This window comes from Citromicrobium bathyomarinum, from assembly GCA_001306305.2.
GTDB classification, from domain to species: domain Bacteria; phylum Pseudomonadota; class Alphaproteobacteria; order Sphingomonadales; family Sphingomonadaceae; genus Alteriqipengyuania; species Alteriqipengyuania bathyomarina.
This window is the reverse complement of sequence record CP155577.1, coordinates 175934-202475: the sequence shown is the minus strand read 5'-3', so window position 1 is coordinate 202475 and position 26542 is coordinate 175934. Positions and strand designations below refer to the sequence as shown.

23 protein-coding genes and 1 tRNA gene are annotated in these 26542 nt (G+C 66.6%); 14 read left to right on the top strand and 10 right to left on the bottom strand.

Going from position 1 to position 26542, the window contains the following annotated elements; all coding sequences use genetic code 11:
- Nucleotides 1–251 precede the first annotated feature (251 nt).
- The 6 genes from msrA (at nt 252) to VO57_000960 (ending at nt 7785) form a co-directional block, all read left to right on the top strand.
- Nucleotides 252–947 (top strand): peptide-methionine (S)-S-oxide reductase MsrA, encoded by a 696-nt coding sequence (gene msrA / locus VO57_000985; protein XBL69944.1) that lies wholly within the window; start codon nt 252–254, stop codon nt 945–947.
- A 57-nt stretch (nt 948–1004) separates the two neighbouring features.
- The gene (locus VO57_000980) at nt 1005–1475 is read left to right on the top strand and encodes a transcriptional repressor (GenBank protein ID XBL69943.1); all 471 of its coding nucleotides are present in this window, start codon (nt 1005–1007) and stop codon (nt 1473–1475) included.
- 67 nt (nt 1476–1542) lie between these two features.
- Nucleotides 1543–3465, top strand: coding sequence for a 1-deoxy-D-xylulose-5-phosphate synthase (gene dxs / locus VO57_000975; GenBank protein ID XBL69942.1), 1923 nt, complete (start codon nt 1543–1545; stop codon nt 3463–3465).
- A gap of 7 nt (nt 3466–3472) precedes the next feature.
- Complete coding sequence (locus VO57_000970; protein ID XBL69941.1) at nt 3473–4150, top strand: hypothetical protein; 678 nt, start codon at nt 3473–3475, stop codon at nt 4148–4150.
- A 188-nt stretch (nt 4151–4338) separates the two neighbouring features.
- On the top strand, nt 4339–6924 hold the full coding sequence (locus tag VO57_000965) for an FG-GAP-like repeat-containing protein (GenBank protein ID XBL69940.1): 2586 nt from the start codon (nt 4339–4341) through the stop codon (nt 6922–6924).
- A 63-nt stretch (nt 6925–6987) separates the two neighbouring features.
- Nucleotides 6988–7785, top strand: a complete 798-nt coding sequence (locus VO57_000960) for a crotonase/enoyl-CoA hydratase family protein (GenBank protein XBL69939.1) — start codon at nt 6988–6990, stop codon at nt 7783–7785.
- A gap of 18 nt (nt 7786–7803) precedes the next feature.
- On the opposite strand, the gene VO57_000955 is transcribed toward VO57_000960, so the two are convergent.
- Genes VO57_000955 through VO57_000935 form a run of 5 tightly spaced genes read right to left on the bottom strand, consistent with a single transcriptional unit; the run spans nt 7804 to nt 13623 of the window.
- Nucleotides 7804–8472, bottom strand: a complete 669-nt coding sequence (locus tag VO57_000955; protein ID XBL69938.1) for an NnrU family protein — start codon at nt 8470–8472, stop codon at nt 7804–7806.
- Nucleotides 8473–8498: 26 nt separating this feature from the next.
- Nucleotides 8499–8978, bottom strand: a complete 480-nt coding sequence (locus tag VO57_000950) for an FKBP-type peptidyl-prolyl cis-trans isomerase (GenBank protein ID XBL69937.1) — start codon at nt 8976–8978, stop codon at nt 8499–8501.
- Nucleotides 8975–10357 carry an amidohydrolase family protein gene (locus VO57_000945; GenBank protein XBL69936.1) on the bottom strand — a complete coding sequence of 461 codons (1383 nt, stop codon included), beginning with the start codon at nt 10355–10357 and terminating at the stop codon, nt 8975–8977. Before VO57_000945 ends, VO57_000950 begins: the two co-directional genes overlap by 4 nt.
- Nucleotides 10354–11742, bottom strand: a complete 1389-nt coding sequence (locus VO57_000940) for an amidohydrolase (GenBank protein ID XBL69935.1) — start codon at nt 11740–11742, stop codon at nt 10354–10356. Before VO57_000940 ends, VO57_000945 begins: the two co-directional genes overlap by 4 nt.
- Nucleotides 11743–11763: 21 nt before the next feature.
- A complete protein-coding gene (locus VO57_000935) occupies nt 11764–13623 on the bottom strand; it encodes an oligopeptide:H+ symporter (protein XBL69934.1) in 1860 nt (619 codons plus the stop codon).
- 190 nt (nt 13624–13813) lie between these two features.
- On the opposite strand from VO57_000935, the gene VO57_000930 reads away from it, so the two are divergent.
- The 7 genes from VO57_000930 to VO57_000900 all read left to right on the top strand — a co-directional run bounded on the left by VO57_000930 (nt 13814) and on the right by VO57_000900 (nt 19841).
- Nucleotides 13814–14173, top strand: a complete 360-nt coding sequence (locus VO57_000930) for a GntR family transcriptional regulator (protein XBL69933.1) — start codon at nt 13814–13816, stop codon at nt 14171–14173.
- A 179-nt stretch (nt 14174–14352) separates the two neighbouring features.
- Nucleotides 14353–14634: an integration host factor subunit beta gene (locus tag VO57_000925; GenBank protein XBL69932.1), complete on the top strand. Its 282-nt coding sequence runs from the start codon at nt 14353–14355 to the stop codon at nt 14632–14634.
- Between the two features lie 78 nt (nt 14635–14712).
- A tRNA-Leu gene (locus VO57_000920) sits at nt 14713–14797 on the top strand.
- A 47-nt stretch (nt 14798–14844) separates the two neighbouring features.
- A complete protein-coding gene (locus VO57_000915) occupies nt 14845–15897 on the top strand; it encodes a PLP-dependent cysteine synthase family protein (GenBank protein XBL69931.1) in 1053 nt (350 codons plus the stop codon).
- An 88-nt stretch (nt 15898–15985) separates the two neighbouring features.
- Entirely contained in the window at nt 15986–17599 is a 1614-nt protein-coding gene (locus VO57_000910) for an NAD(P)/FAD-dependent oxidoreductase (protein ID XBL69930.1), read from the top strand.
- A 24-nt stretch (nt 17600–17623) separates the two neighbouring features.
- Nucleotides 17624–18034, top strand: coding sequence for a GtrA family protein (locus tag VO57_000905; GenBank protein ID XBL69929.1), 411 nt, complete (start codon nt 17624–17626; stop codon nt 18032–18034).
- On the top strand, nt 18021–19841 hold the full coding sequence (locus VO57_000900; GenBank protein ID XBL69928.1) for a hypothetical protein: 1821 nt from the start codon (nt 18021–18023) through the stop codon (nt 19839–19841). The genes VO57_000905 and VO57_000900 overlap by 14 nt, the downstream gene beginning before the upstream one ends.
- Here the strand turns inward: VO57_000900 and msrB are convergent.
- The 4 genes from msrB to VO57_000880 form a co-directional block, all read right to left on the bottom strand.
- Nucleotides 19838–20332 carry a peptide-methionine (R)-S-oxide reductase MsrB gene (gene msrB / locus VO57_000895; protein ID XBL69927.1) on the bottom strand — a complete coding sequence of 165 codons (495 nt, stop codon included), beginning with the start codon at nt 20330–20332 and terminating at the stop codon, nt 19838–19840. The genes VO57_000900 and msrB overlap by 4 nt on opposite strands.
- 81 nt (nt 20333–20413) lie before the next feature.
- Nucleotides 20414–21745, bottom strand: coding sequence for a cytochrome P450 (locus VO57_000890; protein XBL69926.1), 1332 nt, complete (start codon nt 21743–21745; stop codon nt 20414–20416).
- A gap of 97 nt (nt 21746–21842) precedes the next feature.
- Nucleotides 21843–23072 (bottom strand): ABC transporter permease, encoded by a 1230-nt coding sequence (locus VO57_000885; protein ID XBL69925.1) that lies wholly within the window; start codon nt 23070–23072, stop codon nt 21843–21845.
- Nucleotides 23069–24061, bottom strand: coding sequence for an ATP-binding cassette domain-containing protein (locus VO57_000880; GenBank protein XBL71368.1), 993 nt, complete (start codon nt 24059–24061; stop codon nt 23069–23071). Before VO57_000880 ends, VO57_000885 begins: the two co-directional genes overlap by 4 nt.
- A gap of 45 nt (nt 24062–24106) precedes the next feature.
- Here VO57_000880 and queG point away from each other — a divergent pair, with 45 nt between their 5' ends.
- A complete protein-coding gene (gene queG, locus VO57_000875) occupies nt 24107–25201 on the top strand; it encodes a tRNA epoxyqueuosine(34) reductase QueG (protein XBL69924.1) in 1095 nt (364 codons plus the stop codon).
- Nucleotides 25202–25294: 93 nt separating this feature from the next.
- On the opposite strand, the gene VO57_000870 is transcribed toward queG, so the two are convergent.
- Nucleotides 25295–26536: an FAD-dependent oxidoreductase gene (locus tag VO57_000870; protein XBL69923.1), complete on the bottom strand. Its 1242-nt coding sequence runs from the start codon at nt 26534–26536 to the stop codon at nt 25295–25297.
- Between the last annotated feature and the right edge of the window lie 6 nt (nt 26537–26542).

Below are 26542 nucleotides of genomic sequence, written 5' to 3'. Positions count from 1 at the left end.
CGGGGCGGGCGTGCCCCGTCCTAGGTCTTGCACGGTTAGCCGTAGCTGTTCGTCGAATTCACCGCGACGACAGGGATGCATCCCTACATCCATTGCTCACGTAGCTATTGAGACACACGAACGAGCAGTCCCATGAAGTTCTTCAGTTCCGACCTTCTCCGCAATTTCGGCATCGGCTTTGGCCTTGGTGCCGTCGCATTGCTAGCAACCCGCTTCGGCGGGGTAGAAGGCCTCGCGCTGGGGCTCTTCTGATGGCCGCACGCCGTCCCCGCCTTGCCTCCGGCATGCTCGGCCTGCTGCTTGCAGGATCGCTCGCGCTGGCCGGGTGCGGGCAGGCGATGGCGGCGGAAAACCACGTCCGCGCGCCGATAGCCCAGACCAAGGCGAAGGAAAGCGGGCTCAAGACCGCGATCTTCGCGGGTGGATGCTTCTGGGGTGTCGAGGCGGTGTTCAGCCACGTCAAAGGCGTGAAGAGCGCGGTCGCCGGCTATCACGGCGGGACCGAGCGGCAGGCGAGCTACAAGCTCGTCTCCAGCGGGGTGACCGACCATGTCGAGGCAGTGAAGATCACCTATGATCCCTCGCAGATCCGTTACGACCAGCTGCTGCGGATCTTCTTCTCGGTGGTCGCGGACCCGACTCTGCGCAACCGGCAGGGGCCGGATCGCGGATCGCAGTACAATGCAGAGGTAATACCGACCTCGGCCGAACAGTTGCGCGTGGCCAAGGCCTATCTTGCACAAATGAAACGCTCCGGCGTGTGGGACAAGCCGATCGTGACCGATATCGTGCGCGCGCAGGCGTTCTATCCGGCGGAGGACTATCACCAGAACTTCGCGCTCAAGAACCCGCGCCACGGCTATATCGTTCGCTGGGATGCGCCCAAGGTCGCCGCGCTCAGGGAATTCTATCCGGCGGTCTACCGCGCCAGCTTTCTGAAAGACTGAGGCCGAGCAGCACGCGCGAACTGGAAAGGCGCTCCGGGGCACGCTATCTAGTCGGCCATGGCTACTGCACACCGACACACGCACAAGGAACACGAGGGCGAGGCCCTTGCCGAGGCCGCGAAACGCTCGCTCGAAGAACAGGGCGAACGCTGGACCGGTATGCGCGCCGAGGTGTTCGATGAACTGGCGAAGCATACCCGGCCCGTCTCGGCCTACGACATCGCCGAAAACCTCAGCAATCAGCGCGGCAGCCGGGTCGCGCCGAACAGCGTCTATCGCATTCTCGACATCTTCGTGCGCGGCAACCTCGCCAACCGGATCGAGAGCGCGAACGCCTTCCTCGTCAACTCGCACCCGGGATGCCGGCACGACTGCATCTTCCTGATCTGCGACGATTGCGGCGCGGCGGATCATATCGACGATGACCGGGTCACCGGCGCCTTGCGCGAAGCGGGCCGCGATGCGGGCTATTCCGACGTGCGCCCGGTGATCGAGCTGCGCGGCCTGTGCGCCGAATGCAGCCGCTGAAACGTCGATCCGGACACGAAGCGCTTTGAATCGACAAGCCGAAAGCGGGAGTCTAGACATGGCCGTCATGTCTGAACGTCCCGAAACGCCCCTGCTCGACCAGGTCAATCTTCCCGCCGACCTCCGGAAACTTGAGCGTGGCAAGCTGCGCCAGCTGGCCGACGAATTGCGCACCGAAATGATCGATGCGGTCGGCACGACCGGCGGGCATCTGGGCTCCGGCCTCGGTGTGGTCGAGCTGACCGTGGCGATCCACTACATCTTCAATACGCCCGAAGACCGCCTGATCTGGGACGTGGGCCACCAGTGCTACCCGCACAAGATCCTGACCGGGCGGCGCGATCGCATCCGCACGCTGCGTCAGGGCGGCGGCCTGTCGGGCTTCACCAAGCGCTCCGAGAGTGAATACGACCCCTTCGGCGCGGCGCACAGCTCTACTTCGATCAGCGCGGGCATCGGCTTTGCCATGGCCAACAAGCTGCAGGACAAGCCGGGCCGCGCGATCGCGGTGATCGGCGATGGCGCGATGAGCGCCGGCATGGCCTACGAGGCGATGAACAATGCCGAACAGGCGGGCAATCGGCTGGTCGTGATCCTCAACGACAACGACATGTCGATCGCTCCGCCGGTGGGCGGCCTGTCGGCCTATCTGGCGCGCGTTGTCTCGAGCGGCGAATATCTCGGCCTGCGCAGCCTTGCCTCCAAGGTCGCCAAGAAGATGCACCGCCGGATCCACTCCTCGCTCGGCAAGGCGGAAGAATTCACCCGCGGCATGGTGACCGGCGGGACCCTGTTCGAGGAACTGGGCTTCTATTACGTCGGGCCGATCGACGGGCACAATCTAGACCACCTGATCCCGGTGCTGGAGAATGTGCGCGATTCCGATCAGGGCCCGGTGCTGATCCACGTCGTGACCGAGAAGGGCAAGGGCTACAAGTTCGCCGAACAGGCGTCCGACAAGTATCACGGCGTCTCCAAGTTCGACGTCATCACCGGCGAACAGAAGAAATCGTCGGGCGGCCCGCCCAACTACCAGAACGTGTTCGGCGAAACGCTCGCCAAGCTGGCCGAGACCGACAAGCGGATCGTGGCGATCACCGCCGCCATGCCGAGCGGCACGGGCGTCGACAAATTCGCCAAGGCGCACCCGGAGCGCACCTTCGACGTCGGCATTGCCGAACAGCACGGGGTTACCTTTGCCGCCGGCCTCGCCGCGCAGGGCATGCGACCGTTCGCGGCGATCTACTCGACCTTCCTCCAGCGCGCCTACGACCAGGTGGTCCACGATGTTGCGATCCAGAACCTGCCGGTGCGCTTCGCGATCGACCGCGCCGGGCTGGTCGGCGCGGATGGTGCGACCCACGCGGGCAGCTTCGACGTCACCTATCTCGCCACGCTGCCCAACATGGTGGTGATGGCCGCCGCCGACGAGGCGGAGCTGGCGCACATGACCTACACCGCCGCCGAATACGACGACGGGCCCATCGCCTTCCGCTATCCGCGCGGCGCGGGCACGGGTGTGGAGATTCCAGAGAAACTGGAAAAGCTGGAGATCGGCAAGGGCCGCATCGTCAAGGAAGGCAGCAAGGTGGCGATCCTTTCGCTCGGCACGCGGCTGGGCGAAGCGCTCGACGCGGCGGAGCAGCTGGAGGCACGCGGCCTGTCGACCACCGTTGCCGACATGCGCTTCGCCAAGCCGCTCGACACCGTGCTGATCGAGAAGGCGATGCGCGATCACGATGTCGTGGTGACGATCGAGGAGGCCGCGATCGGCGGGCTCGGCGCGCACGTGCTGACCTTTGCCAGCGATTCCGGCCTGCTCGACGAAGGGCTGAAAGTGCGCACCATGCGCCTGCCCGATATCTTCCAGGACCAGGACGACCCGAAGAAGCAGTACGACGAGGCCGGGCTCAATGCCGCGAACATCCTCGATACCGTGCTGGCTGCGCTGCGCCACAATTCGGCAGGGGTCGAAGAGGCGAGGGCCTAGAGCGCGAATGGTGGCGGCACCCGGCGAACTGACCGACCGGGAGCGCGCCATCCTCGGCCTGCTGGCCGAAGGGCACACCGTCAAAAGCGCGATCGCGCATACCGGCGATAGCGAAGCGGCGGCCAACGAGCTGCTGCGCAGTGCCCGGCGCAAGCTGGGCGTGGGCAGCAGCCGCGAGGCCGCGCGGATCTACGCCGCCCAGAAAAATCGTGACGAGATTTCCGTGATGGACGGGGCCGCCCCGCGGCGGTCAGGACCATGGCCGTTCATCACAGGAGGCATCATCGTGGTACTGACCGTTCTCATCATACTCATGGCGTCCGGCACCCTGTCGACGGGTGGCAAGCCTGCGGCTTCTGGCTCGACCGCGCCGCAAGTCGTATCGAGCAGCCCGGCCGACGGCGGGGTCGTCGAACCCGGAGCTTTCACGCTGTCGGTCACGTTCGATCGCGAAATGCAGCGCGACAGCTTCAGCTTCGCCAGCGGTCCGGAGAACGCGCCGCCGCAGTGCGATGGCAAGGTTCGGGCGTCCGACGACGGGCGGACCTTCTCGATGGAGTGTGTCGCAGCGCCCGGGCAGAAGTATGTGATCTGGGCCAATCACGGCAGCTTCATGAATTTCCGCTCCGCCGACACGGGCATGCCCGCCGCGCCCTACCGGATCACATTTTCGTCCACGCGCTGAGCTTGCAGACGACGCAGTCGGGGCCGCGCCGGGCCACCACTCGGCGGGGAGGCGAACAGGCGTGGGCGCAGGCCCGCCTTGCCTCCCTGCCGAAAAGAAGAGGCGGACTAGCGACTTATATCTGACCGAACTTTGCTGTAGAAGTCACGCAGCCTTGCGCTGCCAGGCGCCTCCGGGGAGATGGTTTGATGAGTGATATCCAGTATATTATCGAGGATGGTTCGCGGACTCTGGTGCCCACGCCGCCGCCGCCCGATGCCAATTATACCTACGACATCGGAGATCGCTTCCAGCTGGCCATGCCGGACGGCGGAACGGTCGTCTTCTACGAGCTCACCCGGTCGCGCAACCAATCGTCCGACGTCCTTCACACGCTGTACGTGCAGCGCTTCGATGCCGCGGGGAATGCGGTCGGCTCTCCTGTACAGGCCGGCAACGCAGCGTCACCGACGTTCACCGGATTCTACGGGCTTACCGGCGTCGCGTTCGAGGATGGCAGCTTCGCGTTCCAGACGTCGCAACTGAGCGGCTATCCGCGCTACATCTTCGACTTCGCGCCCGATGGCACGTTCCTGAACCAGTATCCGTGGCCGGAGTTCGCCTCCGATATCACGGACATGATCCGGCTCCCTGATGGCTCGCTGCAGGTCTATTACGACTATCTCCAGCGTACCGAGCAGGGTGTCGAAACGCGAGACGTCCGGGTGGCGATTCTCGACGATGGCAGCACGACGATCCGCAATCTGGTGTCGGACCCGTCGGGCGACCAGCAATATGTTCGGGCCGCAGAGCTCGGCAGTGGCAGCTTTGCGATCTGGCTGGACGCCGGGCCGCAGGGTGGCAACGGCACATTCAATCTGGTGGGCGAGCGCGTTGACGCCTCGGGCGTACGGGTGGGCAGCAGCTTCACCATCGCAACCGGCATCGCACCCTCGGCGAACACCTACCTGAACGATGTATTTGCTCTTGCCGACGGCACCGTGGCTGTCGTCTGGGGCGACGAGGGACTGCACGTAAGGCGCTATGGCACCGATGGACAGCCGATCGGAACCGATGTCGTGGTTCCCGACGTGTCGGGCGGAAGCGTGACGGTGCTGCCAGATGGAACGATCGTCTGGTCCCGCCCGGAGGATGCGGAGACCGACCGCGCGATCATCCAGCTGTTCGATCCCTCCGGCAATGCTCTGGGCGACCCGTTCTATGCCGCCGAGCAGACCGAGGGGCAGCTTCTGCAGTATAATGCCGAGACCGGTCAGCTGTTCATCAACAGCGGCTTCCCGGCGGTGAATACGCAATATGTCTACGACCTTCCCGATCGCTTCTTCGGCACCCCGAACCCCGATACGCTGACCGGCGGTGACGGGCGCGACATCCTGCTCGGCTATGAGGGCGACGATATCCTCTCCGGCCTGCTCGGCGCTGATCAGATCGACGGCGGCGCGGGTAACGACCAGATCTTCGGCGGTGGCGGCAATGATCGGCTGTGGGGCGAAGCGGGCAATGACCTGATCGTCGGCGGTCTGGGCGATGACGAGATCTTCGGCGGCCTCGGCACCGATGTGGCCCGCTTCAGCGGCAACCGCGGCGATTACACGATTGAGCGCCTGGATGACGGGCGGGTCCGGATCACCGGCGCGGATGGCGTCGATACGCTGTCCGGGGTGGAGCGTGCGGAGTTCGGCGACGGCACGATCAATATCGGCCTGTTCGGCAATCCGACGCTGGCGATCGCCAGTTTCGGCTATTCGGACGCCGGTGGCGGCTGGGTCAACAACACCATCTATCCGCGCGCTGCAGCGGATGTGAACGGAGACGGGCGTGCCGATCTGATCGGTTTCGGATCGGCAGGCGTGTACGTCGCGCTGGCCACTGGCAATGGCAATTTCGCTGCGCCCACTCTGGCCTATCAGGGCTTCGGCGCGGCCGATGAAGCCGGTGGCTGGGCGGACGCCAATCGCTATCCGCGCATGCTTGCCGACGTGAACGGCGACGGGAATGCCGACATCGTCGGTTTCGGGGCAGCCGGCACCTATGTCGCGCTGGCCGATGGCAATGGCGGCTTCGGTGCTACGCTGCTCGCAACGGCCAATTTCGGGACCAACAGCGAAGCCGGCGGCTGGGTCAACGCGGATCGTTATCCGCGCGTCATGGGCGATGTGAATGGCGATGGCCGGGCCGATATCGTCGGCTTTGCTGCCAATGGCACCTACGTCGCGCTCGGTCAGGCGAACGGAACCTTCGGCGAATACTTCCTCGGCATCGACGCCTTCGGCGAATCGCCCAGCGCAGGCGGCTTCACCAGCAATGATCGCTATCCGCGCACCGTGGCGGACGTGAATGGCGATGGTCGTGCCGATCTCGTCGGCTTCGGGTCGGCGGGTGCCTTCGTCGCGCTGGGCGAGACGGACGGCACCTTCGGCGACTACTTCCTCGCGACCAATGCATTCGGCACCGCCGCTAGCGCGGGGGGGTGGTCCAGCGACGACCTCTTGCCGCGCGAGGTCGCCGATGTGAACGGCGACGGACGGGCGGACATCGTCGGGTTCGGCCGTGATGGCGTCTACGTTGCCTATGGCCAGAGCGATGGCACCTTCGGCGCGTGGGAGCAGGCGCTCGAAGCATTCGGTTCGAGTGATAGTGCGGGCGGGTGGAGCAGCAATGATCGCTTCCCGCGCATCGTCGCCGATGTCGATGGCGATGGCCACGCCGACCTGATCGGGTTCGGCGCCGACGGCACCTTCGTCTCGCTGAGCAACGACATCGGGGTGTTCTAGCGGACGCGAGCGCGCTTCGGCGTAGCGGTTTACGAACCGGCGGACAGCGCGCTAGGCAGGCGCATGTCCGTTCTCGACCATAGCGCCACCGGCGCAATCGCCACGCTGACCCTCACCCGGCCGGAGAGCATGAATGCTCTCGGCCAGGCGGGGGACGGCGAGGCCTTTGCGGCCGCCTGCGACGCGATCAATGCCGACAGCACCATCCGCTGCGCGATCCTGACCGGCGCGGGGCGGGCGTTCAGCGCGGGCGGCGATGTGAAGGCGATGCAGAACCGCACCGGCAATTTCGCCGGATCGCCGGTGACCATCGCCGACGGCTATCGCGACAATATCCACCGCATCCTGCGCGCGCTGCACGGCCTGCGCGTTCCGCTGATCGCGGCGATTAACGGCCCGGCGATCGGTCTGGGCTGCGATCTTGCCTGCCTCGCCGACATGCGCATCGCGAGCAGCAGCGCGAAGTTCGGCGTGACCTTCCTCAAGCTCGGTCTGGTCCCGGGCGATGGCGGCACCTGGCTGCTCCCGCGGGTGATCGGCGATGCGCGCGCGGCGGAGCTGTTCTTCACCGGGGATGTGATCGACGCCGCCACCGCGCAGGAATGGGGTCTGGTCAGCCGGGTGGTCGAACCCGACGCGCTGGTGGAACAGGCGCAGACGCTCGCCGCCAAGGTCGCCGCCATGCCGCCCGCCGCGCTGCGCCAGACCAAGATGCTGCTGCGCCAGTCGCGCGGGTTGAGCTACGATGGCGCGCTCGAACTCGCGGCCAATACGCAGGGGCTGATGCACCACACCGCGGATCACGCGGAAGGCGTCGCCGCGCTGCTGGAAAAGCGCGGGGCCGATTTCAGGGGCGAGTAGTTCTTGCTCGCGGGGCGCTCAGACCCAGCGCCACACGCCTGCATCCATCGTGTGCCACCAAGTCGCGCCCAGCCAGATTGCGATACCGCCGATCCACGGCACGATCCCGACAGAGAAGATGCGGCCTAGGCGGGGCCAGTAGCTGGTGTTCGCCTCCCACTGCCGCCACGCATCGCCCATCAGCAGCTCTTTCTTGCGGTCCTGCAGGCGTGCGCCGACCAGCGCGAGCACTCCGATCGCGAGGGCAACCACCACGGTGCGCGATGTCGGTGCGGCGATCAGGTGCGCGAACGCCCACAGGCCGAAGCCCCACATCATCGGGTGACGGGTCACCTTGAAGACGCCCGACGGCGCCTGCAGCGCGGCCTTCTCCGCGCCCGGGGCGGGCAGGGCAGGGTTGCCGATCAGCGAGCCCGCGAACAGCACCAGCGCCAGCAGCGTGATGATGCTCGCCGCGATCCACACGCCGTCGCCATAGCCGCCCCATAGCGGCGCGCCCGCAGGCGTGGCGACGAAGGCGAAATACATCCACGCCATCGTAGCCGCGCTGACCAGCGAATAGGCGATCATGAAGCCGCCATCGCGCAGCAGCCGGACCATCGATGCGCGAAGCGGGTGCGACATCGCGAAATGCGTGCCGACGAAGGCGATGCTTGCGGCTATCAGCGAAACCAGCGGGTCGACCATCACAATCCCTCCCTGCGCCAATGCGGCTATTCGATACCGAGCAATTCCACCTTGAACACCAGCGTTGCATTGCCCGGGATCGGGCCCTTGCCGACCGGGCCATAGGCCAGATCCGCCGGGGTATAGAGTTCGATCGTATCGCCCACGCCCATCTGCGGAATCGCGAGCTGCCACGCCTTCACCAGCCGTCCGAGCGGGAAGGTCGCGGGTTCGCCCCGGTCGTAGGAACTGTCGAACTGCGTCCCGTCGAGCAGACGCCCGGCATAGTGCACGGTGACCGTATCCTCGACCGTCGGCTTCGGCCCGCTGCCGTCTCCGGCGAGGCGACGCCACTTGAGCCCGCCGGGCAACACCTGCCAGCCATCCTCCGCCTTCAGCTCGGCAATCGCCGCCTGCTGACGGTTGTGCCACGCGAGATCGTGCGCGGGCTGTTCGGGCGTAGCGCTATCCTGCGCAATAGCCGTGCAGGGAAGCGCCAGCGCCGCAAGGGCGAGCGCGAACCTCACCAGTCGTAAGCCTGCGGCAGGTCAGCCTCGTTCAGGTCGCGATAGCGTTCGCGCAGGCCCGACTGGTGGGTGTCAGTCGGTTGGCGGACGCCGTCGATGAACACCGCTTCGGGCACTGTGCCCACCTCCAGCGGGTCGCCATCCCAGATCACCACATCGGCGGCAGCGTTCTGGCTGAGCGTGCCCAGACGCCCGCCGAAGCCGGAGATTTGCGCCGGGATCGAGGTGATCGTGGCCAGCGCCTCACCCCAGGTCAGGCCTGTGGCACCCGGCACCCGCGACAGCGCGACGAGGTTGCCGGCATACTGGCGCGCGTTGCGCGGCTGTTCGCCGGTCCCGCCGCTCATCCGCCCGATCGCGACGGTGACGCCTGCATCGCGCATCCGCCCGATATTGCTCTGCGTCGCGGCGAGCTGGTCGAACCCGGTCGGCAGATCGTCTAGCGGGTCGGCGATCACCGGCACATTGGCGGCGGCGATCTCGTTCGCGACCAGCCAGCCCTCGCTTGCGCCGAGGATGACGAGGTCGAGCCGGGGGAAGTCCCGCTTGAGCCTGATTGCCTCGCGAATGTCCGAAGCGCGCTCTGCAACCACGTAGAGCGGCTGCTCGCCGCGCACGACGGGCACCAGTGCGGCCGCATCGAAGCGGGTCAGCAGCACGTCGCCCGCCCGCTCGCTGTCGCGGCCCGAGAGGCGCGGGTCGAGCGGAACGTCGTCACCGAAGCTGGTGTCCGAAGGGCGCGCGGTCGCGGCGCCGATGGCGGCGCGATCGCCGTAGGACTGCGCCTCGCGCAGCGCATTGCGCAGCAGCGCGTGGGCGCTGGTGCGGCTGCCGCCCGAAATGCGCGCGCCGGTCTCGCCCAGATCGACCAGCTGGAACGCGCGTGGACGGGTGACCATCTCCGGATCGGCCCCCAGATCGATGACCGCACCCTGGCCACCGAAGATCGAGGCGGAGGGGCGGGTGGAAACGCTTGCCCGGGTGATCCCGTCGGCGCGCGCGACCATCACGTCCTGCGAATTGGGGTTGAGCGCAGTCGACGCGTCGAGTGCGGCGCTGAAGGGCGAATTGCCCGCCGCGGTGTCATTGCTTTCGCTCACGCCGTCGACGTCGGACAGGCCGAGATCGGTGACTGCGGAGAAGATCCCCGGGGTCACCCACTTGCCGGTGCCGTCGATTACCTCTCCGCCCGCAGGCACGCTGATGCCCGCGCCCGCCGCGACGATCCGCCCGTTGCGGACCACCACGGTGGCGTTCTCGACCGGCTCGGAGCCGTCGCCGGTGGCGACGGTCGCATTGGTGATGGTGAAGTCCTGCGCGGCGGCAGGAGCGACAAGAGCGAGCGCGGCGGCGCTGCCGAGCAGAGCGAGGCGGATCATTTGACGTCTCCCGCACCGGGCTGGCCGAGTTCGAAATCGCTCACCGGGCGGCGGCTGCGATCCAGCGCGTCGTACAGCAGCGCGCCGTCGATCCAGACCTTTTCGGGCCGTGAATAGACGCTCAGCGGGTCGCCGTTCCACAGCACCACATCGGCCATCTTGCCGGGTTCGAGGCTGCCGGTCATTTTGTCGATGCCCATCGCCTTGGCTGCGTTGAGCGTGAACCAGCCGACCACGTCGGCATCGGGAATGTCGAGCCCCATGCGCCGCCCGGCGGCCTGCGCCTTGGCGGCTTCCTGGTTGAGGCGCTGGATGCCGTTCTCGTCGTCCGAGTGGATCACCACGCAGGCGCCCGACTTCCACAGCAGCGCCGCGTTCTCGCGGATACCGTCGTAGCTTTCCATCTTGAAGCCGTACCAGTCGGCCCAGATCGCGCTGCACACGTCGTTTTCGCGCAGCAGATCGGCGATCTTGTAGCTTTCGACGGCGTGGTGGAAGGCGGTGACCTTGTAGCCCATCTCCTTGGCCATATCCATCACCAGCGCCATTTCGTCGGCGCGGTAGCAGTGGTTGTGGATCAGGATGTCACCGTCGAGCACGCCTGCCAGCGTCTCCTTGGCGAGGTCGCGTTTGGAGCGATCGCCCGCGGCATAGGCGCGCGCGTCGAGCCACATCTGCCGGTTGACCGCGAAGTTGCCCATCCGGGTGGAGGGCATCCGTCCGCGGCTGCCATAGACGCGCTTGGGATTCTCCCCGCAGGCCATCTTCATGCCGTAGGGCGCGCCGGGGAACTTCATCCCCTGCACCGTGCGCGAGGCGACATTCTTCAGCGTAACCGAGCGGCCGCCGGTGAGGTTGGCCGAACCGGGCAGGATTTGCAGCGCGGTGACCCCGCCATTGGCGAGCGCGCGGCTGAAGCCCGGGTCCTGCGGCCAGACCGAATGTTCGGCCCAGACTTCCGGCGTGGTCGGGCTGGTCGCCTCGTTCCCGTCGCTATGCGCCTGAACCGACGGGGTGGGATAGTCGCCGAGGTGCGAGTGGATGTCGATCACACCGGGGGTGACGAACTTGCCGGTGCCGTCGATCACGTCGTAGCCATCGGTCGACAGCCCGATGCCCACCTCAACCACTTCGCCATCGCGAAACAGCACGGTCGCGTTGTCGAACCGGTTGCCCGCGCCGTCGAACACGGTCGCGCCGACCAGCGCGGTCGGCCGCCCCGGATAGCGCTGGTAGGTGGAGGCGTAGGGCGTGCCCCCGTCCGCACCGACCGACGGCGAGGCGGCGGACGCGCTGCGCGTCTCGCCCCCCGTGCCGTCGTCCATCCCCGTACAGGCCCCCAGCGCGAGCGCGCAGGCGGTTGCGATCAGTGTCCGTGTGCGCATCGTTCCCCCCTCTGCGCCGACTTAGTGGGAAGGCCGCGTGGTCGGGTGGATACCCGCACCCTGCGCCTCGCCCGGGCCTTCGCGCTGGCCTTCCAGATCGTCGCCGACTTCGTCGTCGGTCAGCGTATCCAAATGCATCAGCTTCTTCACCAGCGGGCTGACCAACACGACGAAGGCACCGATGCCAGCGGCCACCAGGCCCATGCTCCAGTACACGTCGAGTGCGCCCTGACGGGTGATCTCGCCGCCTTCGCCGCCTTCGCCCATCAGCGTGCCCATGAAGCCGGCCACGTAGTTGCCCCCGGCGGTGCCGAAGAAGAACGCGGCCATCATCAGGCTGGCCATGTGGCGCACCGAAAGGCGGTTGATCGCCGACAGGCCGACCGGGCTGAGGCAGAGCTCACCCGTGGTCGAGAGCAGGTAGAACAGGAAGATGAACAGCACCGGCACCAGCGCCGAACCCGCGGCGTTCGCACCCCAGACCAGCACCACGAAGGCGAGGCCCATCTGCACGATGCCCAGTCCCATTTTTGCGTAGGTGTTGGGTTCCCAGCCCCGCTTGCCGAGGAACTGCCACAGCGCCGCGAAAATCGGGCCGAGCAGGATAATGTAGATCGGGTTGATCGACTGGAACAGCGAGGTCGGCACGCCCTGGCGATCGACGAAGCGATCGGTGAAGAGGTTCACCGAACCGCCTGCCTGCTCGAACAGGCCCCAGAACAACGGCATCAGCAGGATGATGAAGATCATCGCGAAGACGCGATCGCGCGCATCGTTGCGCGATTTGCCCGCTTCCATGATGCAGGCCGCGACGACCAGCAGCAGGCCGATCGCGCCGCCGATACCGCCGATGACATAGCCAGCATCGCCCATGATCCACAGGACCGCCGCGGTCACGAGGAGGACGACCACACCGCCGAAGAAGACCGGCTTGGTCGATCCTGCGCTGATGCCACCGGTATTGTCTTCGAGACGGTAGAGTGCCTGCTGCAGCACGTAGCCGAGCAGCAAGATTCCCGAAGCCAGCAGGATCCAGCCGACCGCTTCCTGGAACTGGATGAGCGCCCAGATGATCGCCACGCCAACGAGGCCGACAAGGTACAGCACCCATTCCAGCTTGATGCCAGCAACCTTGCTCGCGAGCTTTTGGATCGAGGGAGGTTCGCCCTGGCCGCGAAGCAGCGGCTTGCCGAGGACGAACACGACGAGGCCTAGCAGCATGCCGATACCCGCCGCGCCGAAGCCGTAGGCCCAGCCGATCGTTTCACCCAGGTAACCCGCGATGATCGTACCGGCGGCCGCGCCGAGGTTAATCCCGATGTAGAAGATCGTGTAGGCCGAGTCGCGGCGCACGTCGGTGCGCGGATAGAGCTGGCCGACGATCACCGAGATATTGGCCTTCAGGAAGCCCGATCCGACGATGATCAGCGCCAGCGCCAGCCAGAAGATGTTGAGCGCGGGATCGTTGGCATAGCCCGACCCATCGCCCTCGAACGCCATGAAGAAGTGTCCCGCTGTCAGCAGGACGGCGCCGTACAGCACGGCCTTGCGCTGACCGAGATACTTGTCGGCGAGCCAGCCGCCGAGCACCGGGGTGATGTAGACGAGGCTGGTATAGGCCCCGTAGATCAGGCTCGCTCCGCCATCGGAATAGAGCCAGTGCTTGACGAGATAGAGCACCAGCAGGGCGCGCATGCCGTAATAGGAGAAGCGCTCCCACATTTCGGCGAAGAACAGAACGTAGAGGCCCTTGGGATGTCCGAGGACCTCTTCTTTGGGCCTGGTGATGGCAAGCGCGCCAACCACCAGAAACGCTGTCAGGATTACGGCAGCGATCGCGGCGATCCAATCGCCCTCGTTCCACAAAGCCATGTCTTTCATGTAGTTGCTTCCCCGAAGTATCTGTCGGGCCGCCTCTTCTCCGGCCCATTATGGCGCGCACCCTAGCGTGCAAAACCGCCGTGTGAAGCCCAAGTGACGCCTGCATGTCTGATTATGCGCTGAACAAGCGCGCGGCGCGCGGCGCGCAGGAACCTTGACCCGACCCGCTGTGTTATGTCACTGAACCACCATGGCGAACACCGGCCCCACCTCCCAGCGCCCCGTCTATCTGCGCCTGCGCGATCTGATTGCGGCAAACATCATGGACGGGGTGTTCGCTGAAGGGGAGATGCTTCCCTCGGTCCGCGCCTTTGCGGCGGAGCATGGTGCCAACCCGCTGACCGTGGCCAAGGCCTTCCAGCAATTCCAGACCGATGGCCTGATCGCGGTGCGCCGCGGGGTCGGCATGTATGTGCGCGAGGGCGCGGCGGCGAAACTGCGCGCGGCGGAGCGCAAGGGCTTCCTGCAGGACGAATGGCCCGCGATCCGCGAGCGGCTCGACCGGCTGGGCCTGTCCGCGCGCGAACTGCTGGACTCTGCCGACGCCTGACCGGCCATGGGCGCGACGTGCCCTTCGTCGGACTAAAATTCACATTTATCATGTTGGTGCATTGCAAAATCGGACCGGTTTTGCCACGAAGGCCCCCACATTAGGGTCGTCGTATTGAAGAGCCGGGACGCATTCGCGGGTGAACCGGCCGGGCACGCTTTAGACGGGAGGCGCGAGGCATGATCAGATCCGAGCTTTTGCAGAAGCTTGCGCAGGACAACCCCGAATTGCGCGCTCAGGAAGTCGAGCAGGTCGTCGACATCTTCTTCGAGGAGATCGCCCAGCGTCTGGCCGAGGGCGGACGGATCGAACTGCGCGGTTTCGGCGCCTTCTCCACCCGCGAGCGCGAAGCGCGCACCGGGCGCAACCCGCGCACCGGCGAAGCGGTCGACGTGCCGGCCAAGCGCGTGCCCTATTTCAAGCCCGGCAAGGAAATGCGCAACGCGCTCAATCCGGACTGATCGCCCGGACCTCGCCCGAGACGCATCGGGCGCTCGCCATAACAGCAAAACACGGCTATTCGCGCCCGCTCCGGCTGCGCGGGTGTGGCGGAATGGTAGACGCCGGGGACTTAAAATCCCCTGTCCTCTGGACGTGTGGGTTCGAGTCCCACCACCCGCACCATTGTGGAGCCCTTGCCCTCGCCAGGCGCATGTCGCACAGGCGCGCGCATGACCTGGGAAACATGGCTCAACCGCGCAATCCGCCTGATCGAGGCGGACTACAACCGCTCCTCCGACACGCACCTGATCCGTGTGCCGCTGCCGCATTGCCGGGGGATCGAGCTTTATCTCAAAGACGAAAGCTCGCACCCCACGGGCAGCCTCAAGCACCGGCTCGCCCGGTCGCTGTTCCTCTACGGGCTGTGCAACGGTTGGATCGGCGAGGGCACCACGCTGATCGAGGCATCCTCGGGCTCGACCGCCGTGTCCGAAGCCTATTTCGCCAAACTGCTCGACCTGCCGTTCATCGCGGTGGTGCCTGCGAGCACCGCCGAGGCGAAGCTGGAGCAGATCCGGTTCTACGGCGGGCAGATTCATCCGGTCGAAGATCCGGGCATGGTCTACGCGGAATCGGAGCGGCTCGCGGCGGAGACCGGCGGGCATTACCTCGACCAGTTTACCTACGCCGAGCGGGCGACCGACTGGCGCGGCAACAACAACATCGCGCAGAGCATCTTCTCGCAGATGAGCGAGGAGGATCATCCCGATCCCACGTGGATCGTGTGCGGCGCGGGCACCGGCGGCACGTCGGCCACGCTGGGCCGTTATATCCGTTATCAGCGCCGCCCGACGCAGCTGTGCGTCGCCGATCCCGCAGGCTCGGTCTTCCATCGCCATTACGCCGACCGCGCGGTCGAGACGCTGGACGGTCGCTGCGAATGCCGGATCGAGGGGATCGGGCGCGCGCGGGTCGAACCCAGTTTCGAGCCGGGCGTGATCGATCGGATGATCGCGGTGCAGGATGCCGACTCGATCGGCGCGATGTTCGCCCTGTCGAAGACGCTGGGCCGCAAGGTCGGCGGATCGACCGGCACCAACCTGTTCGCCTGCCTTCAGCTGATCGAGGAAATGGCCTCCGCCGGGCAGACCGGTAGCATCGTCACCCTGCTGTGCGACGACGGCGCACGCTACGCCTCGACCTATTACAGCGAGGAATGGCTGGCCGAATGGGGCGGAAACTGGCGCCCGGCGTATGAGCGGATGCTCGAAATTCTCGAATAGCGTAGCCGCGCGGCCAGGGCTTTCGTTTACGGCTCCCTAACCAATTTCCTTCACTCCCCGGTCAAGCGAACCGCAACCGGGGGGTCTGATGACCGAAGCGAACCGACCAGCTCTCAATGTCCCGTCAATCGATGTAGACGTGGCGATCATCGGTGCAGGCCCCGCAGGGCTCACCGCAGGCTACCTGCTGACCAAGGCGGGCAAGAGCGTGGCCATCATCGAGAAGGATGCGACCTACGTGGGCGGCATTAGCCGCACCGTGGAGCACGAGGGCTACCGCTTCGACATCGGCGGGCACCGGTTCTTTTCCAAGTCCCAGCAGGTCGTCGACCTGTGGAACGAGATCCTGCCCGACGACTTCATCGAGCGCCCGCGGATGAGCCGCATCTATTACGAGGGCATGTTCTACTCCTACCCGCTGCGCGCGTTCGAGGCGCTGCGTAACCTCGGCCTGTGGCGCTCGACCATGTGCATGGCCAGCTACCTGTGGGCGCGTGCCTTCCCCAACCGCAATGTGAAGAGCTTCGAGGACTGGACCACCAACCAGTTCGGCAAAAAGCTCTATTCGATCTTCTTCAAGACCTACACCGAGAAGGTGTGGGGCATGCCCTGCGACGAGATGAGCGCGGACTGGGCGGCGCAGCGGATCAAGGGGCTTTCGCTGATGGGCGCGGTGGTCGACGGGCTGAAGCGCAGCCTCGGCCTCAACAGGAAGCCCAATGACGGGATGCAGGCCAAGACGCTGCTGGAAAGCTTCCGCTATCCGCGGCAGGGCCCCGGCATGATGTGGGAGGCCGCGCGCGACAAGATTATCGCAAGCGGCAAGGGGCGGGTCATCATGGGCCATGGCCTCGAACAGCTCGCCAGCGATGGTGAGGGCGGCTGGCGGATGAGCGCGGTGGGCAAGGACGGATCGAAGATCGTCGTCAACGCCGCGCACGCGATCAGCTCTGCGCCGATGCGCGAGCTTGGCGCGCGGCTGCATCCGCTGCCCGAGACCAGCTGGAACGGCAGCAATCTGCGCTACCGCGACTTCCTGACCGTCGCGCTGATGGTCCAAGGCGAAGACCTGTTCCCCGACAACTGGATCTACATCCACGACAGCAAGGTGAAGGTCGGCCGCGTGCAGAACTTCCGCAGCTGGTCGCCCGAGATGATCCCGGACGCGGAGATGGCCTGCGTCGGCCTCGAATATTTCTGCTTCGAAGGCGACGGACTGTGGTCGATGGACGATGCCGACCTGATCGAGCTTGCGACCACCGAGATGAAGGTGCTCGGCCTGCTCGACCCGAAGAAGGTCATGGGCGGCGCGGTCGTGCGGCAGGAAAAGGCCTATCCCGTCTATGACGAGGATTACGCCGTCAATGTCGCGGCGATGCGCGGCGAGCTGGAGGCGAAATATCCGACGCTGCACCTGGTCGGGCGCAACGGCATGCACCGCTACAACAACCAGGACCACGCGATGATGACCGCGATGCTGACGGTCGAGAATATCCTCGCCGGCGCGCGCGTTTACGACATCTGGTGCGTCAACGAGGATGCCGAGTATCACGAAGCGGGCGACGAGGGCGCGGACAAGGCGCTGCCTGCCCGTGAATCCGTGACGAGCGATCAGGCCGCCGCGCTCAATTCGATGCGCGACGTGCCGACCCGTATCGTCGAGGATGGCGAAACCGACGCCGACAAGCGCCGCGCCGCCTGACGAGATACTGGGAAGGGCACGCACATGCAGGCCATGCTGCACCGGCTGAGCGATCTGACGATCCTGCGCTACCTGCTAGCAAGCGTGGGGGCGCTGGCGGTCGACATGGGTTCCTTCCTCGGCCTGATGGCGCTGGGCCTCGCCGCGACGCCTGCCTCTGCGGCGGGCTATACGCTGGGGATCCTCGCGCACTGGCTGCTGTCCAGCCGCGCGGTCTTTACCGGGCGCGTTGCACAGAGCGGGATCGCGCGCACGCGCCAGAAGGTGCTGTTCGTCGTCTCCGCACTCGCCGGGCTGGCGCTGACTACCGGCATCGTCGCCGCAGCGCAGGCGCTGTCGATCGATCCGCGCGCGGGCAAGCTGGTTGCAATCGTGCTCAGCTTCGCGCTCACCTGGTGGCTGCGCAACGTGGTGGTGTTTCGTGCGCTCGCCTAGTGCGGGCACCAGCCTGCCGCGCCCAAGCTTTGCCGATATGCCGCATATCGTGCGGATGTGGGCGTTGCTCGCGCTCATTCTCCTGCTGGTATCGGTCGGGCGCATCGCGCACTGGCAGTTCCCCGATCCCGACGACATCCTGCGCCTCGTGCAGGTGCGCGATCTGCTGGGCGGGCAGGGCTGGTTCGATCTCGACCAGCACCGGATCGATCCCTTGCGCGAGGTGCCGATGCACTGGTCGCGGCTGGTCGACATTCCGTTGGCGCTGGTCATCGGCGCTCTGACCCCGCTGGTCGGGCAAAGCGCTGCCGAAGGCGTGGCCCTGATTGCGGTGCCGCTGCTGACCCTGCTGGTCGCGATGACCTTCGTCGCGCCGGTCGCGATCCGCCTGTTCGGGCGTGAGACCGGCGGCTGGGCGGTGCTGGTCGCGGGGATGATGCCGCTGCTCTCGTATCAGTTCCAGCCGCTCAGGATCGACCATCATGGCTGGCAGATCGCCTGCTTCGCCGCCGCCTTCTGGGGCCTGTCGCAACGCGACAACCCGCGCGGGCCGATCGTCGCGGGGCTTGCGATGGCGAGTGGCCTGATGATTTCCATCGAGGGGCTGCCGCTGGCCGCACTGGTGGGTGCGATCCTGGCGCTGCGCTGGTTGCGCGATCCGTCGACGCGCCTTGGCCTGACCCATTACCTGCAGGCGCTCGCAGGCGGGCTGATCGTGCTCTATCTCGCGACCCGGGGCTGGCCGCAGGCTGCGCAATATTGCGATGCGATCACCCCGGCGCATCTGGGATTTTTCCTCGTCGTCGCGCTCGGCACCAGTGTGCTGAGCCATGCGCGCCCGCTGCCGCCGATCGCGGTGTTCGGCGCGCTGGGAGCGATCGGCGCAGGCGGCGTCGTCCTGTTCGGCGCAGCCTCGCCCGCGTGCCTGACCACGCCGTTCGGCTCGCTCGACCCGCTGGTTCACGATTACTGGTACGTCAACGTGATCGAGGGACGCCCGGTATGGGATCAGACCGCCACGATCATCCCGGCGCTGCTCCAGCTCGCGCTCGCCTTCGCGGTTGCGGTGCGGCTGTGGCTGCGCGCCCCGCTGCCACAGCGCGCGCAGCTGGGAGAGTTCGTGCTGCTTTTCGCGGGCACGCTGGCGCTGGGCCTGCTGGTTTCGCGCTCGCTCGCGTTCGCATCCCTGCTGGCGACGGTTCCGCTCGCCTGGCTGCTGGGCGAGGCGCTGCACCGCCTGCGTACTGCGCGCAAGCCGACTCCCAAGATCGCGGTCGGCGTGGCGACCCTGCTCGCGCTGCTGCCGATGGCCCCGGTCGCGCTGGCGGAGAACCTCGCCTCGAGCGCGCCGCCCGCACCCCTTCTCACCGCGCAGGTCGGTGGTGAGGCCGCCGGAACGCAGGCCGCGGGTATCGTCGAGAGTTCGTGCGACCTGCAGGCCAGCGCCGCGCGCCTGAATGCACTGCCGAAGGGCACGGTCTTCGCCCCGCTCGATATCGGGCCGAGCGTGCTGCTCGAAACCGGACACAGCGTGATCGCCACCGGGCACCACCGCGCCGAGGCGGCGATGCACGACGTGATCGGAGCGTTTCTGGTCGAGCCCAAGCTCTCGCGCACGATCCTGCGCAGCTATGGCGCGGACTATCTGGTGCTGTGCGACGATCTGGCCGAGCCCGACCTGTACGCCCGGCGCGGCGGCGCGCGCAGCTTTGCCGCACGGCTGCTGGCGGACGATGCGCCGGACTGGCTGGAGAGGGTCGAAACCGGTGCGCCGGCCAGCTTCCGCGTGTGGGAAGTGCGCGACTAGGCGGGTTTGAAGTCCAGCGCGACGCCGTTGATGCAGTGGCGCTTGCCGGTCGGCCGCGGGCCGTCGTTGAAAATATGCCCCAGATGCCCGCCGCAGCGTGCGCAGTGTACTTCGGTGCGGGGCACGCCGATCTTGTAGTCGGTGGAGGTGCCCACCGCCCCGCTGCGGATCGGCTGCCAGAAGCTGGGCCAGCCGGTGCCGCTGTCGTATTTGTGCTTGCTCGAATAGACCGCGTTGCCGCAGCCCGCGCAGGCGAAGGTCCCGGCGCGCTTTTCCTTGTCGAGCGGAGAGCTGTAGGCGCGCTCCGTGCCTTCCTCGCGCAGCACGTAGAATTCGGCCTTGGTCAGCCGCTTGCGCCATTCGGCTTCGCTGCGGCTGACGGGGAAGCTCTTCGCCTCGGCGCTGCGCCCGCAGGCGACAAGCGCGAGACTGGCGACACCGCCCCCAAACAGGGCGAGTGCGGAGCGGCGATTGGCGGTCGGTCGGGTCATGGCATCATTCTCTCGCATAGTGTCCATGTAGGGACGCTGAAGGAGATACGAAGCCCGCGCGCCGCCGGATGCGCCGCCTTGCTAGAACTCGGTGACTTCGACCTCCAGCTTGCGGAAGCCCTCGACGAAGTTGGCGCGCACGCGCTGGACATCGCCTGCGACATGCACGCGCAGACGGCGTTTGTGCATCTCCTCCAGCAGCACGCGCAGCTGCAGCTCGGCGAGCCGCGCGCCCACGCAGCGGTGAATGCCATAGCCGAAGGCGAGGTGTCGCCGGGCGTTCTCGCGCGTGATGTCGAGCTTTTCGGCATCCTCGAACACGCTCTCGTCCCGATTGGCCGAATTGTACCACAGCAGCACCTTGTCGCCTGCCGCGATGTTCTGGCCGAACAGCTCGGTATCCTGCGTCGCGGTGCGGCGCATGTGCTTGAGGGGCGTCTGGTAACGGATGCATTCCTGCACCGCATTGGGGATCAGGCTCGCGTCTTCCTCGAAAGCTTTGCGCTGGTCGGGGAAGCGATCGAATGCATGCACGATCCCGCTCATGGTGTTGCGCGTGGTGTCGTTGCCGCCCACGATCAGCAGCACCAGGTTGCCCATGAATTCCTGGGGCTCCATCTGGTTCATCGCAGGCGAATGGATCATCCGGCTGATCAGGTCCGGCGCTTCGCCCTTCTGCGCCCGCTCGGCCCACAGCAGCTGGAAATAGGCGGCCATCTCGTGGAGCATCCCGCGCCGAGTCTCGTCAAGCGCGCGCACGGTCGCCAGTTCGGTGTCGCCTGCCCAGTCGGACCAGTGGGTCAGCAGGTCGCGGTCTTCCCACGGGAAGTCGAACAAAATCGCCAGCATTCCGGTGGTCAGCGGGATGGAGACGGTGTTGACCCAGTCGAACACTTCGCCACGCGGGAGCGCGTCCAGCGTTTCGCCGGTGCGCTGGCGGATGTCGTCTTCCAGCCGCTTCATCTCCGCCGGGGTGAAGGCGGGGGCCACGGTCTTGCGCTGGCCGGTATGCTTGGGCCGGTCCATCGCGATGAACATTGGCAGCCGCATCCGCTCTTCTTCGGGAATGTCGGGCAGATCGTCGAGGATGGTGATGCCGCCATATTCCCAGCTCGAAGAGAAGATGTCGGGCAGCGCCTCGGTGTGCTGGACCGCCTTGTGGCCGACCACCGACCAGTAGGGGCCGAAGGGGCTTTCGGGGATGTAATGCACCGGGCCCGCCGCGCGCATTTCCTTGAAGATCGGCTCCCACCGATTCTCGAAATAGATGTCGCTGCGGCTGGTATCCCACTTGTGGGGATAGTCAGGCCGCGTGTCCGGATTGGCGGCGTAATGCGCCTCAAGCGCTTTGTGCGCGCTGGGCGAGCGGGACCACTGGTGCGTGCCAGCGGGGGATTGTGCGGTGGTTGCCATGGGCATTCCTCTCTCGCGTCCGGCGCGCCTTCATGGGCGTACCGTGACGAAGAGGCATCCTGCCCTACCTGCCGCTCAAGTCAAGATAGGTTCCTAATCAGGACTGATTGGAGGCGCTGCCGAACAGCCCCAGCAGACCTTTGCGCCCCGCGCCCTTCTCGCGCCCCGCGCTGCCCGACTTGAGCACCTTGGCGCGGAACAGGCTGGCGCCGATCTTCACGAAGATCGCGACCCACAGCACCTGCCACGCGATCGCAGCGAGGTGCCACCACATGACGCCTTCCTTCGCTGCGCGCGCGACCATCATGTACGGGCTCGACAGCGGGAAGATCGCGGCGAAGATCTCCAGCGCGGAACCGGGCTGGCCGACCGCGAAATTGGCGAGGAAGAAGATCAGCAGCTGCAGGATCGTGGCCGGCATGCTGACCGTCTGCACGTCACGCACGGTAGGCGCGAGCGATCCCACCGCGAGGAACACCGATCCGATCAGCAGGTAGGCCATCGCGAAATAGATCACGAACAGCGCGAAGAACAGTGGCCAGCCGACCGCGGGCGGGGGAATCACGGGCAGTGCGCCCGCTCCGAGAATCAGGATCACCCCGGCGGCCGCGCCCCACACGGTCAGCCCGACCAGGCTGACGCCGAGCATCGCGAACAGCTTGCCCACGAACACCGCATCCATCGGGATCGCCGCTGCAAGAATCTCGATGATCTTGTTGCCCTTCTCCTCGACCAGGTTGGACAGGACCATGCCGGCAAGGAAGATCGTCAGCATGAACAGCATGACGATCCCTGCGCGCGCGGTCGCATCCTGTGCGGTCTGGCGGTTGATCGCGCCGTCGGTCATGTCGATCGCGATATTCGCCTGCGGGATCGCTTCGCCGCGCGCCGCGCCGACCATGATGGCGACTTCGCCCTCCCACCGCTCGACGTCTTCCTTCGGGCCGGTCAGCAGCGGATCGGTGAGGCTGCCCGACAGCACGCCGAGCAGATTGCGGTCCTCATCCTCCAGCAGCGCGCGCGGATCGGCCCCGTCGGCCTGCTCGACCAGCGTTACATCGGGCATGCCGACCAGCGGCTCCAGCTCGTCGCGCACTCTTTCGATTGCCGCATTGGCATCGGGCGTGAACGCGACCGCGAGCTGCGGCTCGTCCGCGCTGTCCGCCGCCATCGCGCCGACATAGCCGCCGCCTGCCGAAATCCCGAGGAAGAACAGCGGGCCGATCAGGAACAGCAGGAACACCTTGCTGAACACGATCGCGGTAAAGTCGCGCCGGGCGATGACCCATGCGGCCTGCCACAGGGAGAGACGTGCCGAACTGCTCATGCCGCAATCTCCTCAGCGGGGGCATCGCTTCGCATCGCCTCGGCCGCGGCTTCGCCCGCGATCTGGACGAAGGCGTCGTGCAGCCCCGCACGCTCGATCGAGAGCGAGCGGATGCCTGCATCGCCTTCGATCAGCGCGCGCAGCAGCGGCTCGATCCCGGTGTCGGGCACTTCGAAGATCCACGCATCGCCGTCGCGCGTCGCGCTGGCGGGCAGGGCATTGCGCCACGCGCCGCTCTCGTTCTTGGTCTCCAGCCGCACCTGAGGCGGCAGCCGGTCGCGCGCGACCTCGACCGATCCGGCATAGGGCACCTGCCCGCCCGCGATGATCGCGACATCGCTGCACAGGCGTTCGGCATGGTGGATCACGTGGGTGGAGAAGATCACCGTCGTGCCATCGGCTGCCAGCTGGCGGATCAGCCCTTCCAGCTTGCCCTGGTTGATCGCGTCGAGGCCGGAAAACGGCTCGTCCAGAATCACCAGTTCGGGCCGGTGCACCAGCGTGCCGAGCAGCTGGACCGTCTGCGCCATGCCCTTGGACAATTCCTTGATCTTCTTGTCGACCGCGTGGCCGAGGCCGTATTCCTCCATCATCGCGATGCCGCGCTTGCGGCCCTCGGCGCGGGGCAGGCCGCGCAAGGACCCCATGAAGGCGATCGCGTCGGGCGCTTTCATCGCGGGGTAGAGCCCGCGTTCCTCGGGCAGGTAGCCGATCCGGCGGGCGATCCGCTGCGGGCGATCCTCGCCGAAAATGCGGCGCACGCCTTCGTCGGGGTCGATAATGCCCAGGATCATGCGCAAAGTGGTGGTCTTGCCCGCGCCGTTGGGGCCGAGGATGCCGTAGATCGCCCCGCGCGGCACGGTCAGGTCCACGCCCTTCACCGCCAGCGTCTCGCCGAAGCGCTTGACCAGTCCGCGCGCCTCGATCGCATAGTCGTGGCTTTCGAGAGGTTTGTCGCTGGCGGGCGCTTGGTCTAGCAGGTCGGTCATCGCGGTGGAGCGTGCCGCGGTCCGCATGAAGGAGCAAGCCCGTCGATGAGCGAACGCTCTGAAATCGACCAACTGCAAACCGAGCTCGTCGAAAAGGCGCGCGAGCTGGGCTTTGCCAGCATCGGCTTTGCCGACGCGCACGACGACCCGCGCATGGCCGAGCGGCTGTCTGCATGGCTGGAGGCGGGCCACCACGGGTCGATGGGCTGGATGGAGCGCGATCCCTCGGTGCGCAGCGGCCCGCAGGGCATGTGGCCAGAGGCGCGCAGCGTGATCGCGCTGGGGGCGAACTACGCCCCAGCGGACAATCCCCTCGACGCGGCGGAGCCGGAAGACCGCGCGCGCATATCGGTCTATGCGCAGGGGCAGGATTATCACGACGTGCTCAAGAAAGCGCTCAAGGCGCTCGCGCGCTGGCTGGTCGCCGAGACGGAGAAGCGCGGGCTGGGCGAGACGCGCATGAAGCTGTTCGTCGACACCGCGCCGGTGATGGAGAAGCCGCTGGCGCAGCGCGCGGGGCTGGGCTGGCAGGGCAAGCACACCAATCTGGTCAGCATGGAGCACGGCAGCTGGCTGTTTCTCGCCGCAGTCTACACCACGCTGCCCTTCACGCCCGACGGCCCGCACGAGGACCGTTGCGGATCGTGCCGCGCGTGTCAGGATGCGTGCCCGACCGACGCCTTCCCCCGCGCCTACACGATCGATGCGCGGCGCTGCATCTCCTACCTCACGATCGAGCATTCGGGGCCGATCCCCGAGGAATTTCGCGAGGCGATGGGCAACCGCATCTATGGCTGCGACGATTGCCTGAGCGTGTGCCCATGGAACAAGTTCGCGAGCAGCGCGGCGGCCAACCGCGCCTTCCTGCCGCGCGCCGAACTGGTACGACCGGCGCTCGCCGACCTGCTGCAGCTGGACGATGCGGGTTTTCGCGCGCTGTTCAGCAAGTCGCCGATCAAGCGGATCGGGCGCGATCGCTTCGTGCGCAACTGCCTGATCGCGGCGGGCAATAGCGGGGAGGGCGCGCTGCTGGCGCAGGTCGAGCCGCTGCTGAGCGACCCCGATCCGGTGGTGGCGGAGGCGGCACAGTGGGCGGCTGAGAGGCTGGCTCCCCTATCCTCGCCGTCACCCCGGACTTGATCCGGGGTTGGTGCTTCTTCTTCGGGTGGGGCTTGCGAAAGAAAGCACCGACCCCGGCTCGGGGGCCGGGGTGACGTGTATTGAGGGTGGGCGCTACAGCAGCGACTTCAGCGCCACCTCGGGATCGGCGAGCGCCTCAAGATCCGGCTCGCTGCGCGCCTCGATCAAACGCCGCCCCTGCGCATAGTCGCGCGTGGCGTTGACGCAGTCGAGCGCGACCACCCGGCCTTCGCGCAGATACACGATCGAGAAGCTGCGGCTGTCAGGATCGCCGCGGAGCACCGTATCGTCGTCGTCGCGGGAGAAGCCGACCGTCTGCAGCCGGAGGTCGTACTGGTTGGACCAGAACCACGGGACGGTGTTGTACGCCTCGGGCTCGCCGGTGATGTGGCGGGCCACGGTATTGGCCATGTCGGTCGCGTTCTGGACCGATTCGAGGCGGATCACCCGGTTGTCGGCATAGGGGTTGGAATGCGCCGCGCAGTCGCCGATCGCATAGGTATCGTCCAGCGTGGTGCGGCAGAAATCGTCGACATCGACGCCATTGGTGCCTGCCGCGCCCGCCGCCAGCAGCGGGCCGACTGCGGGGACGATGCCGATCCCGGCGATCACCAGATCGGCTTCCACCTCGCTGCGGTTGCCATCGCCCGATTCGATCGCCACCGCGCGTACCCGGCCCTGATCGTCGCCCAGCAGGCATTCGACATTGTGGCCCAGCAGCAGCTCGACGCCCTGCCGCTGGTGCTCGGCCTCGTAGAAGCCGGACAGGTCCGGCCCGGCCACCCGGCTGAGCACGCGGTCCTCCCGCTCGATCACGGTGACGGGCAGGCCCAGCTTGCGGAACACCGCCGCCGCCTCCAGCCCGATATAGCCGCCGCCGATCACCGCGACGTGTTTGACCCCGCCGCCCAGCTGTGCGCGAATCCGGTCGACATCGCCGCGCGTGCGGATCGAATGGACCCCGTCCAGATCCGCGCCGTCGCACGGCAGGCGCCGCGGATCGCCGCCCGCGGCCCAGATCAGCGTGTGGTAATCGAGCGTGCTGCCATCGCCCAGTTCGGCCGATCGCGCCTGCGGATCAATCGCCACCACCGCAGTGCGGGTGCGGATTTCGATCTTGCGCTCCGCCCAGAAGCTTTCCGGGCGGATCAGGATCTTCTCGAACGGGCGCTCGCCCGCGAGATAATCCTTGGACAGCGGCGGCCGCTCGTAGGGCGGAAAAGCTTCGCGGGTGGCGATCGTGATGTGGCCTTCAAAGCCGCGCTGCCTAAGCGCCAGCGCGGCCTGCGCGCCGCCGTGGCCGCCGCCCACGATCAGGACATCCGCAAAGCTCATCCCCTC

Bases quoted from the DNA above. Each gene is read 5' to 3' on its own strand.
- msrA (XBL69944.1), top strand. From the start codon at position 252: ATGGCCGCACGCCGTCCCCGCCTTGCCTCCGGCATGCTCGGCCTGCTG.
- VO57_000880 (XBL71368.1), bottom strand. From the start codon at position 24,061: ATGACCGACCTGCTAGACCAAGCGCCCGCCAGCGACAAACCTCTCGAA.
- VO57_000935 (XBL69934.1), bottom strand. From the start codon at position 13,623: ATGAAAGACATGGCTTTGTGGAACGAGGGCGATTGGATCGCCGCGATC.
- VO57_000965 (XBL69940.1), top strand. From the start codon at position 4,339: ATGAGTGATATCCAGTATATTATCGAGGATGGTTCGCGGACTCTGGTG.
- VO57_000870 (XBL69923.1), bottom strand. From the start codon at position 26,536: ATGAGCTTTGCGGATGTCCTGATCGTGGGCGGCGGCCACGGCGGCGCG.
- msrB (XBL69927.1), bottom strand. From the start codon at position 20,332: ATGACCCGACCGACCGCCAATCGCCGCTCCGCACTCGCCCTGTTTGGG.
- VO57_000890 (XBL69926.1), bottom strand. From the start codon at position 21,745: ATGGCAACCACCGCACAATCCCCCGCTGGCACGCACCAGTGGTCCCGC.
- VO57_000915 (XBL69931.1), top strand. From the start codon at position 14,845: ATGACCTGGGAAACATGGCTCAACCGCGCAATCCGCCTGATCGAGGCG.
- VO57_000940 (XBL69935.1), bottom strand. From the start codon at position 11,742: ATGCGCACACGGACACTGATCGCAACCGCCTGCGCGCTCGCGCTGGGG.
- VO57_000910 (XBL69930.1), top strand. From the start codon at position 15,986: ATGACCGAAGCGAACCGACCAGCTCTCAATGTCCCGTCAATCGATGTA.
- queG (XBL69924.1), top strand. From the start codon at position 24,107: ATGAGCGAACGCTCTGAAATCGACCAACTGCAAACCGAGCTCGTCGAA.
- VO57_000955 (XBL69938.1), bottom strand. From the start codon at position 8,472: ATGGTCGACCCGCTGGTTTCGCTGATAGCCGCAAGCATCGCCTTCGTC.
- VO57_000930 (XBL69933.1), top strand. From the start codon at position 13,814: ATGGCGAACACCGGCCCCACCTCCCAGCGCCCCGTCTATCTGCGCCTG.
- VO57_000925 (XBL69932.1), top strand. From the start codon at position 14,353: ATGATCAGATCCGAGCTTTTGCAGAAGCTTGCGCAGGACAACCCCGAA.
- VO57_000960 (XBL69939.1), top strand. From the start codon at position 6,988: ATGTCCGTTCTCGACCATAGCGCCACCGGCGCAATCGCCACGCTGACC.
- VO57_000905 (XBL69929.1), top strand. From the start codon at position 17,624: ATGCAGGCCATGCTGCACCGGCTGAGCGATCTGACGATCCTGCGCTAC.
- VO57_000970 (XBL69941.1), top strand. From the start codon at position 3,473: ATGGTGGCGGCACCCGGCGAACTGACCGACCGGGAGCGCGCCATCCTC.
- VO57_000945 (XBL69936.1), bottom strand. From the start codon at position 10,357: ATGATCCGCCTCGCTCTGCTCGGCAGCGCCGCCGCGCTCGCTCTTGTC.
- VO57_000980 (XBL69943.1), top strand. From the start codon at position 1,005: ATGGCTACTGCACACCGACACACGCACAAGGAACACGAGGGCGAGGCC.
- VO57_000885 (XBL69925.1), bottom strand. From the start codon at position 23,072: ATGAGCAGTTCGGCACGTCTCTCCCTGTGGCAGGCCGCATGGGTCATC.
- dxs (XBL69942.1), top strand. From the start codon at position 1,543: ATGTCTGAACGTCCCGAAACGCCCCTGCTCGACCAGGTCAATCTTCCC.